At 65.8% G+C, this 15,723-nt stretch carries 12 protein-coding genes; 6 read left to right on the top strand and 6 right to left on the bottom strand.

The features are described from left to right. Nucleotides 1–65: 65 nt before the first annotated feature. From V6M89_RS10495 to V6M89_RS10510, 4 genes are all read left to right on the top strand, one after another. Nucleotides 66–1,274 carry an MFS transporter gene (locus tag V6M89_RS10495; protein ID WP_332853132.1) on the top strand — a complete coding sequence of 403 codons (1,209 nt, stop codon included), beginning with the start codon at nucleotides 66–68 and terminating at the stop codon, nucleotides 1,272–1,274. After that, the gene (locus tag V6M89_RS10500) at nucleotides 1,271–1,789 is read left to right on the top strand and encodes a GNAT family N-acetyltransferase (protein ID WP_332853133.1); all 519 of its coding nucleotides are present in this window, start codon (nucleotides 1,271–1,273) and stop codon (nucleotides 1,787–1,789) included. The genes V6M89_RS10495 and V6M89_RS10500 overlap by 4 nt, the downstream gene beginning before the upstream one ends. A gap of 67 nt (nucleotides 1,790–1,856) precedes the next feature. After that, nucleotides 1,857–2,636, top strand: coding sequence for a substrate-binding periplasmic protein (locus tag V6M89_RS10505; RefSeq protein WP_332853134.1), 780 nt, complete (start codon nucleotides 1,857–1,859; stop codon nucleotides 2,634–2,636). Nucleotide 2,637: 1 nt separating this feature from the next. Next, the gene (locus tag V6M89_RS10510) at nucleotides 2,638–3,192 is read left to right on the top strand and encodes a hypothetical protein (RefSeq protein WP_332853135.1); all 555 of its coding nucleotides are present in this window, start codon (nucleotides 2,638–2,640) and stop codon (nucleotides 3,190–3,192) included. Here the strand turns inward: V6M89_RS10510 and V6M89_RS10515 are convergent. The 3 genes from V6M89_RS10515 to V6M89_RS10525 form a co-directional block, all read right to left on the bottom strand. Continuing rightward, on the bottom strand, nucleotides 3,130–3,735 hold the full coding sequence (locus tag V6M89_RS10515) for a cupredoxin domain-containing protein (protein WP_332853136.1): 606 nt from the start codon (nucleotides 3,733–3,735) through the stop codon (nucleotides 3,130–3,132). The two genes, V6M89_RS10510 and V6M89_RS10515, sit on opposite strands and share 63 nt — an antisense overlap. A gap of 15 nt (nucleotides 3,736–3,750) precedes the next feature. Further along, on the bottom strand, nucleotides 3,751–6,444 hold the full coding sequence (locus V6M89_RS10520) for a hypothetical protein (protein WP_332853137.1): 2,694 nt from the start codon (nucleotides 6,442–6,444) through the stop codon (nucleotides 3,751–3,753). Nucleotides 6,445–6,605: 161 nt separating this feature from the next. After that, nucleotides 6,606–8,132: a dienelactone hydrolase family protein gene (locus V6M89_RS10525; protein ID WP_332853138.1), complete on the bottom strand. Its 1,527-nt coding sequence runs from the start codon at nucleotides 8,130–8,132 to the stop codon at nucleotides 6,606–6,608. 90 nt (nucleotides 8,133–8,222) lie between these two features. Between V6M89_RS10525 and V6M89_RS10530 the strand changes: the two genes are divergently transcribed. Continuing rightward, the gene (locus V6M89_RS10530; protein ID WP_332853139.1) at nucleotides 8,223–8,984 is read left to right on the top strand and encodes a substrate-binding periplasmic protein; all 762 of its coding nucleotides are present in this window, start codon (nucleotides 8,223–8,225) and stop codon (nucleotides 8,982–8,984) included. Nucleotides 8,985–9,003: 19 nt separating this feature from the next. On the opposite strand, the gene V6M89_RS10535 is transcribed toward V6M89_RS10530, so the two are convergent. Next, a complete protein-coding gene (locus V6M89_RS10535) occupies nucleotides 9,004–9,849 on the bottom strand; it encodes a PhzF family phenazine biosynthesis protein (protein ID WP_332853140.1) in 846 nt (281 codons plus the stop codon). Between the two features lie 95 nt (nucleotides 9,850–9,944). Between V6M89_RS10535 and V6M89_RS10540 the strand changes: the two genes are divergently transcribed. Next, nucleotides 9,945–12,059 (top strand): S9 family peptidase, encoded by a 2,115-nt coding sequence (locus V6M89_RS10540; protein WP_332853141.1) that lies wholly within the window; start codon nucleotides 9,945–9,947, stop codon nucleotides 12,057–12,059. An 84-nt stretch (nucleotides 12,060–12,143) separates the two neighbouring features. On the opposite strand, the gene V6M89_RS10545 is transcribed toward V6M89_RS10540, so the two are convergent. Beyond that, the gene (locus V6M89_RS10545; RefSeq protein WP_332853142.1) at nucleotides 12,144–13,268 is read right to left on the bottom strand and encodes a trypsin-like serine protease; all 1,125 of its coding nucleotides are present in this window, start codon (nucleotides 13,266–13,268) and stop codon (nucleotides 12,144–12,146) included. A gap of 223 nt (nucleotides 13,269–13,491) precedes the next feature. Next, the gene (locus V6M89_RS10550; RefSeq protein ID WP_332853143.1) at nucleotides 13,492–15,639 is read right to left on the bottom strand and encodes a metallophosphoesterase; all 2,148 of its coding nucleotides are present in this window, start codon (nucleotides 15,637–15,639) and stop codon (nucleotides 13,492–13,494) included. Nucleotides 15,640–15,723 lie beyond the last annotated feature (84 nt).

Below are 15,723 nucleotides of genomic sequence, written 5' to 3' on the forward strand. Positions count from 1 at the left end.
TATTGTAATGTCGATTGCAGGAATCAAGATTGACCCGCCCGGCGACGCGCTTTTAGACTTCAGCCATGCAATCGCCTCCTGACGCCGTTTCGATTTTCCAGCCGCTGCGCCATGCGCGCTTTCGCCAGCTGTGGCTGGCCAATCTGCTGTCCAACCTGGGCAGCCGGATGCAGGCCTTCGCTGCGGCGTGGCAGATCGCCTCGCTGTCGCATTCGCCGCAGCTGACGGCGCTGGTGCAGACCGCGACGTGGGCGCCGATGCTGCTGTTCGCCCTGCCCGCCGGCGCGCTGGCCGATACGCTGCACCGGCCCACGCTGCTGTTCCGCACCAACGCCGTGATGGCGCTGGCCGCCGTCGCGATGGCGCTGCTGTCCTATGGCGGCAGCCAGCCGGTGCCGGCCCTGCTGCTGCTGACCTTTGCCATGGGCGCCGGCCTGGCGTTCACGATGCCGGCCTGGCAGGCGTCGATGTCCTCGCTGGTGCCGCCGCAGGAAGTGGAAGCGGCCGCCACGCTGAACAATCTGAGCTACAACTTGGCGGCGCTGGCCGGTCCCGCGCTGGGCGCTGTGCTGTTCCAGCTGGCGGGCGCCGGTCCGCTGTATCTGTTCAACGCGCTGTCCTTCAGCGCTCTGTTGTGGATCTACCGGCAATGGCGGTCGGCGGAACCGCCGCGCGCGACGACGCCCGCCGCCCGCCGCCACAGCGTGGGCAGCGCGCTGCGCATCAGTTGCGCCTCGCCCCGCTATCGATCGCTGCTGCTGCATGGGATGGGCATCTTTTTTGTGTCGGCGGCGTTCGCGGCGCTGCTGCCGCTGCTGCACCGCGACGCCGGCACCTACGGATCGCTGATGGGCGCACTGGGCGCCGGCGCGGTGCTGGCCGCCGTCGTGCTGCCGGTCGTGCGCCGCCATGCGGCCAGGCGCATGGTGCTGGCCGGCGGCCTGGCCGTCTATGGCGCCATGCTGGCGACCATCGGCCTGGCCGCCTCGCAGCCGCTGCGCCTGCTGCTGGTGGTGATGGGCGGCGTGGCGTGGTCGGCCATCGTCACCACGCTCAACGGCGCGGCGCAGAAAGCCTTTCCCGACGCGGTGCGCGCCAGGACGCTGTCGGTGCACATCCTGGCGATCGCCGCCGGCCAGACCGCCGGCAGCGCGGCGTGGGGAGTGCTGGCCGCGCACTACGGCATCGTTCCGGCGCTGACGGCTGCGGGCATGGCCACGCTGGCCTGCGCGGGCCTGGTCGCCAGCTCGAAGGATTTTTTGGAGACCACATGAACGACACCCTCATCAGAACCCTGCAACTTGAAGACGCCGCGCCGCTGCTGCAATTCGAGCTGGAGAACCGCACCTGGTTCGAACAGCACATCGCGCCGCGCGCGCAGGAGTTCTATACGCCGCAAGGCGTGCGGCGGCATATCGAACAATACCTGGACGGCTACGCCGCCGGCAGCTGGCATCCCTGCGTCATGCTGGACGGGCAAGGCCGCATCGTCGGACGCGCCAACCTGAAGGACATCGACCGCCACGCGGCCAGCGCGGAAGTCGGCTATCGCATCGCCAGCGACCAGGCAGGCAAAGGCCTGGCCACGCGCGCGCTGCGCCACCTGATCGCGCTGGCGGACCAGCGATGGCAGCTGAGCTGTTTGCTGGCCTACGTCACGGACGACAATCTCGCCTCGGCCCGTGTGCTGGACAAATGCGGTTTCGTGCAAGGCGAGCATCAGGCCGGCATGGAAATCATCGCCGGCGCGCTGCGCGGTGGCTATCGTTTTGTCCGCCTATGCCCATGAGACGCCGGGCCGATACTGGTGTAAGCTTGTCATCAAACAGAACTCAATGCGAGATGGAGAGCAACAGATGGCGGTACAGCAAAGCAGGTGGGGCCGGCTGCTCGGCGCGGCATGCTGCGCGCTTGTGCTATCGGCCAGCCTGCCTGTCCATGCCATCGTGCTACGCACCGCCGCGCAAGAGGGTACGGAACCCAAGTTCATCGCCGACGGCAAGGACAACGTGGTCGGCCTGTGCATCGACATCATGCGCGCCGTCGAACAAATCGAACCCACGCTGCAGTTCATCGGCGACCAGCGCTGGAAGCCGCTGATACGCGCCTACTCGGAGCTGGAAACCGGCCAGATGGACGTGCAGTGCGCCATGCAACGCACCGCCGAGCGCGAACAGCGCTTTCATTTCCTCGGACCGGCGCTGTACACCATCGAGTACCACTTCCTGGTGCGGGCCCAGGACCCGATCAATATCACGCACTGGGACGACGTGCGCCGCCTGGCTCCCGACAATATCGTCTTGATCAATCGCGGCTTCGCGGCCGGCGAGATCCTGGCCGAGATGGGCGGCATCGAAGTCGACGCCAATTCCACCAATCCGCAACTGAACCTGCAAAAGCTGATCGCCGGACGCGGACGCCTGTTCTTCCACCGCGGCCCCGGCCTGCAACGGCTGCTGGTGCGCACCGGCACCGCAGACAAGGTACGCATCCTGCCGCAAGTGATGTACAGCGCCAAGCTGTATTTCGTGACCAGCAAAAGACTCGCCGCCTTCATCAACGAGCGGCTGGAGCGCGCGCTGTTCCAACTCGAAAAAAACGGCGAGCTGGAGCGGCTGATGCGCAAGTGGGATTGACATGAAACGCACAGTCCTGGCCGTGCTGGCGTTGCTGCTGTCGACGACGGCGCGCGCTCAGGACGGCGGGCTGACGGTGCGCATGGCGCCGCAGCAGGCGCAGCAAGCGATACTGCAAGCGGTGCAGCGCCTGCCCGCGCAACGCGAGGAACACCGGCGCTACCGCATGGCCCTGCCCTACGGCGCACCGCTGTTCCCGCCCGATGCCGACCTGGCCTTGCCGCCGGCCAGCCCGGCGCTGGCGGCGTGGCTGCAGCTGCCGGCGGAACAGCGCCGCCACGATGTGCTGATCACGCCCGACGTCGACTACTACTGGAACGCCGAGGGCCGCCAGTACGCCTGCCAGTTCATCGTGCACCTGCGGGCGGCGGGCGACGGCAGGTCGCAACTGGCCTTGCTGCAAGTGCGGCCCACCGTCTACGCCGGCAAATCCTTCAAGCTGCTGGGCCGCACCGGTCCCGGCGCCTACCGGGACGTGCGGCCCACTACACCGTCAGCCCAGAGCGCGGCCGAACTGCGCGCCTTCCTGGCGGCGGCGCTGGCCCAGCCACAATAAGGCCAGGCCCAGCGCCAGCAACCAAAGACTACCTGGCAAAGGCACGGCCGCTACCGCCAGCGTGACCGACAGCGGCGCCAGCTGCACGTCCGACACTTGCAGGAAGGTGCCGCCGGCCAGCGGATCGCCGTTCCACCATTCGCCGGACAGGGAGAAGCTGCCGCTGTCGCTCATGCCCGGCAAGGCGAACGAGAAGATCTGCAAGCCGTACAAGCCGGCGTGCGTCGCCGCGTCGAAGGCCACGGTGGCGGTGGCGCCCGGCGCCAGCACCGGGAAGTCGAAGTAGCTGGCGTCCGGTATGCCGATGCTGAACGACGACGCATTCAGCTGGGTCGGCACGAACCAGTTCAGCGTGTCCGTGTTGACCAGCTGATAGCCCCACCCCACCGTGTCGCCGGGATTGCCGGTAACCGCGCCGCCGGCGGGCAAGGTGGAGAAGGTGAACACCACAGGCGCCGCCTGCGCGGCGGGCGCCCACAACAAAGAGCACAACAGCATATTCCACAACAGCGCGGCCAGCGCGCACAGGTATCGGGGTTTCATAGCGGTTCCTCCGGTTTATTTCGGGATGACGGATTGGGCCTGCGAGTAGGCGTAGATCACGCCACCCAGGTCGGTGACGCTGCCGTTTTCGATCACGCTGAAGCGCTGCACGGTGGCGGGCACGTTGAAGGTCAGGCGCACGGTGAAGAAGCTGCCGACATCAACGTTCGGCGTCACCATCGGCAGCGCCGGCGACAAGGCGGTGTTCAGCGTGACGGTGCCGGTGCCGGCCAGCGTGCGCAGCGACAGCGAGGACAAGGTCATGTCGCGCGCGGTGCCGACGCCGATGTTGGTGAGCCGCACGTCAACGCCGATGACGCCGGGCGCCACGTTTTCCTGGCCGACGATGGCGGCGGTAAAGTCGGGCCGACCCGGCACCTGCACGGCGCCGGTGACGAACACCGTCAGCGATGCGCTGTTGTGGACGGTGGCGACGCTGGTGCTCTGCGCCGACACCGTGATGCTGTCGGAACTGCCGATGCGCGCGCCGGCCGGCGGCATCAGCGTGACCGCGATGCTGGCGCTCTCGCCGCTGGCCAGGGTCAGCGTGGTGGGCGAGACCGACTTGATGTAGTGCTGGTCGTCGGTGGCGCTGATGCCGAAGGTGCCGGCCGGGCCGTCGTTACGCACCTGGTACATCAGCGTGGTGCTGACGCCGGGCCGCAGGTCTTGCCGCGACGGCGGCGTCACCGACACCGTCTGCGGCTGCACCATCACGCTGACCAGCCGCTGATACGGGAAGCCGGAACTATCGCTGCCGGTGGCATAGGCGACGAAGGCTTCATTCGGTATGGTCAGCGCGCCGAAGAACTTGCCGCCGTCGGTCTGGTCCTGCTCCAGCGCCAGCGGCGACAGCAACTCGAAGTTCTTGCGGCGCAGCTGGAATTGCGGCGCGCTGGCGATGCCGGTCAGCGAGGCCACCGCATACAGCGCCTGCCCCGGTCCCGGTTCGCCGTCGATGGCCAGCAAGCCCTGGTGCGGCGGCTGCGCGCCGAAACGGTTCAGCTTGAAGGAGTTGAAGGCCAGGTCGGCCACGCCGTTGACGTTGACGTAGGTCTGGCTGGTCGAGCCGTCGATGGCCAGCGTCCAGGCGCCGCGCGGCGGACTGTCGACCGAGATGATGACGCCGCTCGACAGGCTCAGGAACTTGGTGGCGTTGGCGGCGGTGATCACCACGCCGTCCGGCCGCGTCAGCGTGACCGCCGGCTGCACGCCCTGCAGGGTGCCGCTGACCGACACCGTCAGCCGGCTCATGCTGCTGTCGACCGGCACCGTGTAGCTCTTGGCGCTGGGATAGGTGTCGACCAGCGACAGCACCTGCACCACGTTGTTGCGCACCACCAGGTCGGCCAGCTGGGTGACGTTGGCGGCCTCGCTGCCGAACAGGAAGAACACCTGGCCGCCGGTCTCGGCCGCAGCCTGCAGGAAGCCCGGCGTCAGCGGCGAGCAGCTGCCGAACAGCACCGGATAGATCTTGATGTCCTTGCTCTTGGCCAGGCTGATGACGGCGCCGGCCAGGCCGGCGTCCTTGGCGGTGGCGTCGGTGTACATGAACAGGTCGCCGCCGGGGTCGGCCAGCGACAGGCCGTTGTACATGCCGGTCATGGCCAGCTCGGGACAGTCGCCGCCGCCCGAGGCGCCCAGGCCGCTGATGGCGCCCTTGAACAGGCCGGCGTCGTTGGTGGCGATGGTGGGGCCGGTGAACGGGTCGTTGAACGGCGCCAGCACGTACTGCAGCGGTTCCTCGTCGGTGCCGAGGCGGGCGTCGACGATGCTGGTGGCCGAGGCGCGCACGCCGGCGATGATGCCGCCCATGCTGCCGGTGGTGTCGATGGCGAAGGCCAGCGTGGGGCCGGCGCCGAGCAGCGCCTTCAGCTGGGCCGGCGTGATCTCGGCCTTGATGTCTTCGACGAACTGCTGGGTGCCGGCGATGGCCGCCGCCGCCGCCGTGCCGTGGAAGCCGCTGTGCGGCGAGATGTCGCAATACAGCGTGTCCTTGTTGATGCCTTCGCGGAAGTAGCCGAGCGGATCGCTGGACGGCGAGCTCTTGTCGAGCGGGCCGCCGTGGCTGCATTTGAAAGCGCCCGGCTTGACCCGGTCCTCGCCGCCGTAATAGCCGCTGGTGAGCAGGCCGCCGGTCAGGTTGGACGAGTTGGCGCAGAACAGGCCGGTGTCGGTGAAGCCCGCGCAGGTCGGCGTGGCGGGGCCGGCGAAGGCCAGCGGGCCGGGGCGGCCGACGCCGGGATGGGCGCCGCTGTTGCCCTGCTCGACCCAGTTGCTGTGCGAATAGAAGTCCTGGATGGTGTGCAGCGCGCTGCCGAGATTGTCGCGCGCGCCGGTGGCGTTGATCGGATCGCTGCGCAACGCGTCCAGCACGTTCTGCTTGAGCGTGGCCAGGCGCAGCTGGGCGCCGGCCGCGTTCTCGCCGTCGAAGTGCTTGGCCGAGCTGGTCTGGTCTTCATCGACCTTGGCGTCGGCCTCGATGATCTGGTCCAGCGCCTTCTGCATCGACGCCGTCAGCTTGGGTACGGCGAAGTAACGCTTGTCGAGCGCTTCGATGCCGCGTTGGGTGATGTCCTGGTGGGTCAGGCTGCCGGCCGACTTGGACGTGATGAAACAGACAAAGCCATTCTTGGGACAAAAGGCCTTGCCGGGCAAGCTGGCCGCCAACAGCAAGGAGGCCAGCAACAGAGAGGGAGCAATGCGCATACGATATCCTTTCCCATGCGTCGAAACACCAGTCCGCGCCAGGCGGACACGCGGCGGTGTGACGCATTTATCGTGCCGTGCTCTGCTCCTCCTTTGTAATCAGTCCATTAGCGCGCGCCGCCGGGACGGCGCGCTGGCCACTGTCAAGTTCGCCGACACGATCACAGCGGTGCGCCCAGCAATTTCAGGTGCTGGACGGCATTGCCGTTCTTCGGATCGAGCTGCAGCGAGCGCTGGTAGTGCTGGATCGCTTGCGGCTTGTCCTGCGCCGCCTCGTACGCTTCGGCCAGGCTGTCGTGGGCGTTGCCGCTGTCCGGATGCAAGGTCGTCACCAGCGTCAGCACGGCGATCGCACCGCGGTGGTCGCCGGCGCGCAGCAACTGGTAGCCCCAGTAGTTGAGCGCGTACTCGCTCACTTCGAATTTCGGATCCAGCTTGCGCATGCCCTCGTACACTTTCTGCACGTCGGCAAAGCCGCTGGCGGATGCTTCGTGGGCCAGCATCTCCAGCGTCGGCGGCGCGCCTTCCGACAAGTGGGTCGACACCGTCAGCAGATGGTCCGGCACGCCGTTCTGGCGGGGCGGCTTGCTCAGGAAGGCCTTGGCGCCGGCCTGCTGCTTGAGATAGGCGTCCAGGAATTGCAGCGTATAGCGCGCCATCCAGCCGTGGGCCTGGCTCACTTCCGCCGCCGTGTAATCGTTGTAGGTATCGTCGCCGACGAAACGCAGCGCCTCGGAAGCGAAGGCGAAATGCTCCATCGCCGGCAAGGTGACGGTGTACAGGTCGGAATACTTGAGCTCGTTCAGAAAGCTGGCGTTGGGCTTGCCGCGCTTGGCGAGGTCTTCCAGCGAACGGGGACGCGCGGCCAGGAACAGCATCGGCACGGCCACGCGCGCCGGCTGCACATACTTCGCTTCCGTGACGCGTTCCGGCCAGTAGCGCACCGAGCCGTCCAGATTGACCAACGCCTTGACGCGGTTGTCGCGCGCGGCGGCGAAGACATTCGAGATGCCGCCCCAGCTGTAGCCGGCGACGGCGATGCGGGCGGTGTCCACCTGCGGCAGCGTGTGGGCGTAGCCGATCAGGAAGGCGATGTCGCCGGCCTGCGCTTCGATGCCTTCGAGGTCGTCGGTCATCGTGCGCCCACGCGCGCCCATGCTGGGACTGGCGATGACGACATAGCCGTGGCTGGCCAGGTATTCGCACAGGTCGGCGTTCTCGAAGGTCTGGGCGCCGAAGCTAGGCGCATAGATCACCACCGGGAATTTTCCGGCGGCCGGCTTGGCGTCGCGCAGCGCCCACATGCGGCGCTTCATTTCCTCATGCGCCCGCGCGGCGCCTATCGGTGCGCCGTTCAGCCGGCCTTCGACGTTGGTCGCGATCGCCGCTTCCGTGATGTCGAAGCGCTCCTCGCTGGCAGCCAGGCGGAAGTAGTCGCCATACACCACCGCCTTGCCGGATTTTTGCGCCGGATACCAGATCACCGTTTGCATCGGCCGCGCGCTTTCGCCGCTGACCGGCTTGCCGGTGACGACATCGTATTTGCCGAGATAGCCGCGCGCGTAGTCGTACTGCCCGACCACGCGCAGGCCGACGCTGTGCGGTCCCGGCGCGACGTCGAAGCTGAAGTTGGACGCCCGCCCCAGGCCGGCGGCAAGGCACATAATCATGGTGAGCAAGATACGCACTGTTATACTTTCTTGAAATAGAGAAAAATAAGTATATAGCAACATTTTGCCGCCGGGGTAGATATGTCGCCGAGGAGGAAACTGCGCAGGATGATGGACGCCGGCATGCTGCTGATGCTGCTGCTGGCCGCGCCGTTGCCGCCGGCCGCCGCGCAGCCGGTGGCGCTGCGGGTGGCGGCGCAGGAAGGCACCGAGCCCAAGTTCATCGCGGCCGGCAAGGACCGCATCATCGGCCTGTGCGTGGATATCTTCCGCACCATCGAGCGCATCGATCCCGGCCTGATCTTCATCGGCGACCAGCAGTGGATGCCGCTGATACGCGCCTATCACCAGGTGGCGGCGGCGCAGCACGACGCGCTGTGCGCGGTCCAGCATACCGAGGAACGCGACCGGCAATATGTGTATCTCGATCCGCCGCTGTTTCCGATCAACTACATGCTGCTGGTGCGCGCCAGCGACGAGGTGGTGGTCAACAATTGGGACGATGTGCGCAAGCTCGGCCAGGACGGCGTGGTGCTGGCCAACCGCGGCTTCGCCACCACCGATTTCCTGATCGCGCAGGGAGGCTTGCAGATCAACGCCAGCGCGACCAGCCCGGTGATGAACCTGCAAAAACTACAGGCCGGACGAGCGCGCTTCTTCCTGCACCGCTCGCCGGGGCTGGCCGGCTTCATCGCCCGCGCCGGCGCCACCGGCAAGGTCAAGATACTGCCGCAGGTGATGTCCACCGCGCAGCTGCATATGGTGATGGGCCGGCATGTCGACCCCGGCGTCGTGGCCCGGGTGCGGCGCGCGCTGGAGCAGATGGAGAAAACCGGCGAGCTGGCGCGCCTGCTGAAGAAGTGGGACTAGGAAGCGGGACTAAGAGCGGCTAGTCGCCCAGCATGCGGGCGTTGCCGGAGACGCGGATCGAACTGCCGGCCTGCTTCGGAATCTCCACCCGCAGATGGCAGGGCGCGCCCATGTCCTCGCCCTGGATGATGTCGATGGCGCCGCCGTGCGGCCAGTCGAGGTCGCGCAGGTAGCCGCCCAGCGCGGCCGCCGCGGCGCCGGTGGCCGGGTCCTCGTACACGCCGCCGGAGGCGAAGGGATTGCGCGCGTGGAAGCGCTGCATGGTTTCCGCGTGCACCAGCGAAATCGTCGCCAGGCCGTGGTCGCGCATCAGGCTGCGGCCGTCCGCCAGCTGGTAGCGCATCGCCCGCAGCTGTGCGCGGCTGGCCAGCGCCAGCACCAGGTGGTTGGCGCCGCCGTTGGCGATGGCCGGCGGGATGCGGTCGTCCAGGTCGGCGAGGCTGTAGCCGAACAGCGCCAGCGCGGCCGTCACCAGGGCGGCCGGAGCCGGCGCGCTGGCGGTGGCCGGCGACTGCAGCGCGGCGCTGCCCTGCCCGCCCTTGCTCTGCGCTTCGACGGTCACGCGGGCGTGGTTGGTGGTCAGCGGGAAGATGCCGTCGCCGTTCTGATGCGCCAGCACCGCGCCCAGCGCGATGGTGGCGTGGCCGCAGAATGGGATTTCGCCGTCCGGCGAGAAATAGCGCACCCGCCAGCCGTCGCCGGTGGGCGCGGCAAACACGGTTTCCGAGTAACCCATCTCGGCGGCGATGCGCTGCATGGCCGCCTCCTCCGGCAGCGCCGAACGGATCATGACGCCGGCCGGATTACCGCCCAGTTCGCCTGCGGTGAAGGCGGCGACTTTGTGGATCTTGGTGATGGTCTGCATAGATGGCTACTCCACGGGTTGGATGGATACTTGATTGACAGCAATGGGAGATTTGGTCACTATCGACGCTTCACCGACTTTCGAGCGACCTCGTCATGACTATACCGCGACTTTCCATTTTTGCCATATTGATTTCGGCCGGCCTGGCCGGCGGCGCCGCTCACGCGGCCGACGCGGCTGCCGCCAAACACCCGATCACCCACGAAGACGTGTGGCTGATGAAGCGGGTCGGCGCGCCACTGCCGAGCCCGGATGGCAAGTGGGCCGTGTTCTCGGTTACCGATCCGGCCTACGACAGCAAGGAGCAATGGTCGGACCTGTGGATCAAGTCGCTGACCGACGACACGCCGGCGCGCCGCCTGACCTTCAGCAAGAGCGGCGAGAGTGGCGCCGTCTGGTCGCCGGACGGCAAGCAGCTGGTGTTCGTGGCCAAGCGCGACGGTGACGACTCCGCCCAGCTGTACCGCATCGACGTGGCGGCCGGCGGCGAGGCGCAGCGCCTGACCACGCTGACCCTGGGCGCGCGCCAGCCGAAGTACAGCCCGGACGGCAAGCAGTTGCTGTTCGTCAGCGATATCTATCCCGGCAACGCCAGCGAGGCCGACGTCAAGCAAAGCGCCAAGGAACGCAAGGACCGCAAGTACACCGCGCGCGCCTACGAGACCTTCCCGCCGCGCTTCTTCGACAAGTGGCTCGACGATAAAAAAGTGCGCCTGTTCGTGATGGACGCGGAAGTCGGCGCCAAGCCGCGCGACCTGCTGTCAGGCAGCAAGCTGGCGGCGCTGCCGGGCTTTGGCGGCGGCCAGGGAGACGAGGGCCAGTCGCTGGACGCGATCTGGTCGCAGGACGGCAAGGCCGTGGTGTTCTCGGCCTCGACCAACCGCGACGAAGCGGCGCGCGCTTCCGGCTACACCCAGATCTTCAGCGTGGCGGCGGCCGGCGGCGAACCGCAGCAGCTGACCCAGGACAAGCACAGCTACCACGGCCTGAAGTTCAGCGCCGACGGCAAGACGCTGTTCACGCTGACCGAAGCCGAGGAAGAAGGCAAGGTCTACGACGTCAGCCGCCTGGCCAGCTTCGCCTGGCCGCTGAGCAATCCGACGCCGAAAGTGTTGACGGCCACGCTGGACCGCTCGATCTCGCGCTTCGTGCTGCCGGCCGGCGGCAACCGCATCGTGTTCAGCTACGAGCACGCGGGCCTGGAGCAGCTGCATTCGATCAACTACGCCGGCGGCGACCTGCGCGACGAGGCATCGCTGCCGACCGGCAGCATCGGTTCGCTGGCCGCCGGCGGCAAGGCCATGGTCGGCGTGTGGGAATCGTCCATCAACCCGCCCGAGGTGTACGCCTTCGGCAACGGCGCGCCCAAGCGCCTGACCTCGTTCAACACCGAGCGCGCGGCCGGCATCGACTGGCAGGCGCCCGAGCATTTCTGGTTCAAGGCCAAGGATGGCCGCATGATCCACAACATGATCGTCAAGCCGGCCAATTTCGATCCTGCCAAAAAATATCCGCTGTTCGCGGTGATCCACGGCGGCGCCGCCAATATGTGGCGCGACCAGTTCGTGATCCGCTGGAACTACCACCTGCTGGCGCAGCCGGGCTATGTGGTGCTGCTGACCGACTACAAGGGTTCGACCGGCTATGGCGAGGAATTCGCGCGTGCGATCCAGGGCGATCCGCTCAAGGGTCCGGGCGACGAGGTCAACGAGGCGGTCGACGAAGCGGTCAGGAAATACAACTACGTCGACGGCAGCAAGCTGGCGGCCGGCGGCGCCAGCTACGGCGGCCACCTGGCCAACTGGCTGCAGGCGACCACCACGCGCTACAAGGCCTTCGTGTCGCACGCCGGCGAGATGGACCTGGTGATGCAGTGGGGCAGCAGCGACAGCATCCACGGCCGCGAAGTCAACAGCGGCGGCCCGGTGTGGGGCGACAAGGCGGTGTGGCGCGAGCAGAGCCCGGTGATGCAGGCGGGGAATCATGACAAGGGCACCGGCTTCACCACGCCCATCCTGATTTCGGTGGGCGAGCTCGATTACCGGGTGCCGGCCAACAACGCGCTGATGAATTACGCGACCCAGCATCGCCTGAACGTGCCGGCCAAGCTGCTGGTGTTCCCGGACGAGAACCACTGGATCTTGAAGGGTGATAACAGCCGCTACTTCTACAGCGAAGTGCACGGCTGGCTGGCCAAGTACCTGAAGTAAAACCGACGGACGTAAAAAAGCCCGCCGGCCTGAACGCGCTCAAGAACGCGTTCGGTGCCGGCGGGCTTTTTACGTCGTGCTGTCTTATGCCTGCTTGCGGCGGCGGGCCACGCCTACCAGTGCCAGGCCGGCGATCATCATCGCGTAGGTTTCTGGTTCAGGCACGGCGGTCACCGAGTTGATCCAGGCGACATGCGAGAAAGTCGCGGTGGAACCGGACAGGTCGCCGTAGCTGGAGCCGTTCAGGGCGGCGACATCGCAGCCGGTCATGCCACCGATCAGGTTGCAAGCGCTCTTGCCTTGCCAGCCCCACGAGTGCACGCCCGACAGCAGCCATTCGGTGCCGTTCCAGACGAAATCGCCGCCACCCGAGTCGCCGCCGGCGATCAGGCCTTCGTTCGCGCCCAGGCCCAGGCCACTGCCCCACTGATTACCGGTGACACCGGCAAGGCGGGCCAGCGTGTTGTTGTTGGCTTGACCGCTGTCGAAATCGCTCATGTAGGTGGTGCCAGGGGCGTAAAACGCCGCATCGTAGCCCCAACCGGCAACGTGCTCGTCAACCGCTTTATTGAAGCTCTTGCTGTCGACGTCGAAGGTGTTGTAAGCGTAATGGCCGTAGTCGCCATCATTCCAGTTGGTCGCCGAATTGGTGGTGGCTTTCTGGGTGGTGCCGTAGCCGGCCATCAGGTAATCCTTGCCGACGTCGTTGGTCGTGCTCAGCTTATAGCCTTTGATGCCGGTAACAGCGGTGTCCAGTTTCAGGATAGCCATATCGGAACCGGCGTCCAGCGAGGTCTCCGCGCCCTGCCAGGCCTTGTTGATGTAGGCGCTGCCAACCGCAACGCTGCGCGTCACGGCAGCAGTACCACCTTGCCAGCCGAACTGCACAGTCATCTTGGTGAAGTCATCGGCGCAATGGGCGGCGGTCAGCACATATTGACCGCCCGCCAGCAAGGAACCGGAGCAGGCGTAACCATGGCCGTCCGACGAGGTGAAGCTCAAACGCGCCACGCCGTCCAGCGCGCCCTTTACGCCGTTGAAGGTTTGACCGGAGAAAAAGCGCCAGTTGCTCGGCGCCGTGGTGTTGCCGGTCAGCGGTTCCAGCTTGGCGATGTCGGCGAACTGGCCGTTCGCTGCCTGCGCTGCGCCGGTGGCCATCAGGGCCGCGGCCAGGGCGACGAGTTTGAATTTTTTGGTGTTGTAGATCATGAAAACTATCCTTACTATTTTGGTTTCTTGTGGAAATATTTATAGCCCTGAAATATCAACCGCCAGCCATCATCACCGAAGTGCATCCCAGATGGCTGTGGTCTAAAAGTCAATATATCATTGTTTTTTTATGAAACAATATTGTTGTAAGAATATTTATTTTTGATCTACTTTATTGATATTTGTTACGATTTGTGACAGTTATTGCAGAGCTTGTCTGAATCTAGTTGAAACTTAGACCACTGTTATTGGCGTTGCTCAACGTTTTAGCTTTCAAATCGATAGTAAAGTGATCACTGGGTTTTCCTGAGCCCAATCCCTTGAAAATCGCGTACACCTGCTTGAACTGATACTGGAACAAAACGTGCGCCGGATTCTGGTCCGACGGCAGATCGCCGATGCGCACAATCGCCGCCGGCGACGCCGGGAAGGCCGACATCAGCAGCTTGTACTGGGCCACCCGGTCCGCGCCCATGTCGCGCAGCGCCAGCTCGCCGGCGTAGACGGTGCGGTGGAAGTCGCCGTAAAACTCGTAGGCGCTGATTTTGGAAAAATCGGCCAGCTTCAGGTTGGCGGCGGCGGCCAATTGCTCGGCCTTGGCGGTGGCGCTGGCCCAGTCGGCCGTCAGCTGGCTGGCGGCGACGCCGCCATCGGCCGGCGTACCCTTGGCGGCGCAGCTGGCGGTAAGCGGCAGCACGCCCGGATTGTCCTTCAGCTGCGCCAGCGTCACCCTGGTTTGCAGCTGCGACAGGATCAGCATCTGGCGCGCATCGAGCGACATCGCCGCTTCCTTCATCTCGCACGGCCAGTAGTCGCTCATGAAACGCAGGCGCGACAATTCGCCGAAATAGGTGCGGGTGAATTCGCCGTAGGACTTGGTGTCGAGGATGGCGCGGTTCCAGCGCTTGGCGACATCGGCCACCAGCACGCTGCCTTGCAGGTAGTCGTACTCGGTCTGGTACAGCGGGAACAGCTCGTTGTAGCGGGCGACATTGTTCAGGCCCACGGTCTGCACGTCGATCAATTCCTTGCTCTGGTAGCTGACGATCTTGTAGGCCGCGCCGAACACCGCCAGCGACGGCGACTGCACGTTGACCAGGTAGTTGCCGGCGCTGTCCTTGTAGTCATTGGTGCCGTTGAAGTGCATATGGCCCCCCATGTGCAGCGGCAGGCCGGTGGCGGCCAGCGCGGCGGTGGTGGCGGCGGCCGGCATGCGCGTGACCTGGAACGCGCCCGCCTTGAACACGGCCTTCATGGCGTCTGTCTGGTTGGCGTAGAAATCCATGGTCGGGTAGTGCGAGAAGGCCATCAGCTGCTTGCCCTGGGCCTTGGCGCGCTCGGTCACCGACTTGATCCATTCCATCTGGTGGATCTTGTGGGTCAGCACCTTGTTCCAGCCGGCGTCGCCGGCGCCATCGTAGCCCTTGAACGAGGCCGGGTTGGCCGGGTCGAACCTGGCGTTGGGGATGTGGACGTTGGCGTCCAGCGCCAGCAGCCATATGCCTTTGACCGGCTCGACCAGGTAGCTGGCGTCGATGATGTTGCCGCAGCGGGTGTAGGATTTGCCGAGCTTGGTCTCGCCGGCGGCCTTGTAGCTGCCGCCCTCGCCCTCGGCGCAGATCTCGAACTGGCGCTTGCCGAGGTCGGCGGCGGCGCTGGCGGCGGCGTAGCTGTATTTGCCGTCGGCGTATTTGGTGAACGGGGTTTCCCAGTAGACGTCGTTCTGGTTGGGCATGTAGCCGAAGTCGCCCAGCTTGGTCAGCAGCTTTTCGTAGCCCTGCTCCATCAACTGGTTGGTGCAGATCACGGTCGGGTCCTTGGCCTTGCAGGCGGCGGCGCCGGCGGCGTAGATTTTCTGTTCCTTGCCGTCGCGGGTCAGGAAGTCGTTCTTGCCGGCCTCGTCGTCGTCGAACGGTTCGTTGGGGTCGTGGTTGCCGGGCGCGATGAAGAAGCGCATGCCCTTGGCCTGGTACTCGTGCAGGATCTCGGCGATGCCGTCGATGTTGATCGGCTGGGCGTCGTCGGAGATGTCGCCCGGCAGCGCCACCAGGCGGATGTTCTTGCCGTAGGCGTCGTCCAGCGCGGCGCGGAAGGCGAAGTAGTTTTCGTTGAACAGGCGGGTCGAGGTCAGCTGGGCGTACATGGTGCGGATGGTGGCGTTCTTGCCGTCCTTGGTGGGGATGCCGGCAAACTGGGTGCTCTTCAGGTCGCCGTAGATATTCTCGAAGTGGACGTCGCTCATGAAGGCCACCGGGGTGGCGTTGTAGCCGTTGCCGGGGTTGGTTTCGGTAACAGGCAGGCCGTCGCTGCCGCAGGCGGTCAACAGCGAGGTCAGGACGGCGGCCGCGATCAGCGGTAGGGCAAGGCGCATGCAAAACTCCATCGGTCAGTGTGGGGGCGAGCGCATTGTTGCACTGGCAAGTGACAAGCCGATTACATTTTGGAAGCGATTCCA

The organism is Duganella sp. S19_KUP01_CR8 (assembly GCF_036688705.1).
GTDB lineage: Bacteria > Pseudomonadota > Gammaproteobacteria > Burkholderiales > Burkholderiaceae_D > Rugamonas.

Coding starts and splice junctions, on each gene's coding strand:
- V6M89_RS10495 (WP_332853132.1), top strand. CDS start 66: ATGCAATCGCCTCCTGACGCCGTTTCGATTTTCCAGCCGCTGCGCCAT.
- V6M89_RS10500 (WP_332853133.1), top strand. CDS start 1,271: ATGAACGACACCCTCATCAGAACCCTGCAACTTGAAGACGCCGCGCCG.
- V6M89_RS10505 (WP_332853134.1), top strand. CDS start 1,857: ATGGCGGTACAGCAAAGCAGGTGGGGCCGGCTGCTCGGCGCGGCATGC.
- V6M89_RS10510 (WP_332853135.1), top strand. CDS start 2,638: ATGAAACGCACAGTCCTGGCCGTGCTGGCGTTGCTGCTGTCGACGACG.
- V6M89_RS10515 (WP_332853136.1), bottom strand. CDS start 3,735: ATGAAACCCCGATACCTGTGCGCGCTGGCCGCGCTGTTGTGGAATATG.
- V6M89_RS10520 (WP_332853137.1), bottom strand. CDS start 6,444: ATGCGCATTGCTCCCTCTCTGTTGCTGGCCTCCTTGCTGTTGGCGGCC.
- V6M89_RS10530 (WP_332853139.1), top strand. CDS start 8,223: ATGATGGACGCCGGCATGCTGCTGATGCTGCTGCTGGCCGCGCCGTTG.
- V6M89_RS10535 (WP_332853140.1), bottom strand. CDS start 9,849: ATGCAGACCATCACCAAGATCCACAAAGTCGCCGCCTTCACCGCAGGC.
- V6M89_RS10540 (WP_332853141.1), top strand. CDS start 9,945: ATGACTATACCGCGACTTTCCATTTTTGCCATATTGATTTCGGCCGGC.
- V6M89_RS10545 (WP_332853142.1), bottom strand. CDS start 13,268: ATGATCTACAACACCAAAAAATTCAAACTCGTCGCCCTGGCCGCGGCC.
- V6M89_RS10550 (WP_332853143.1), bottom strand. CDS start 15,639: ATGCGCCTTGCCCTACCGCTGATCGCGGCCGCCGTCCTGACCTCGCTG.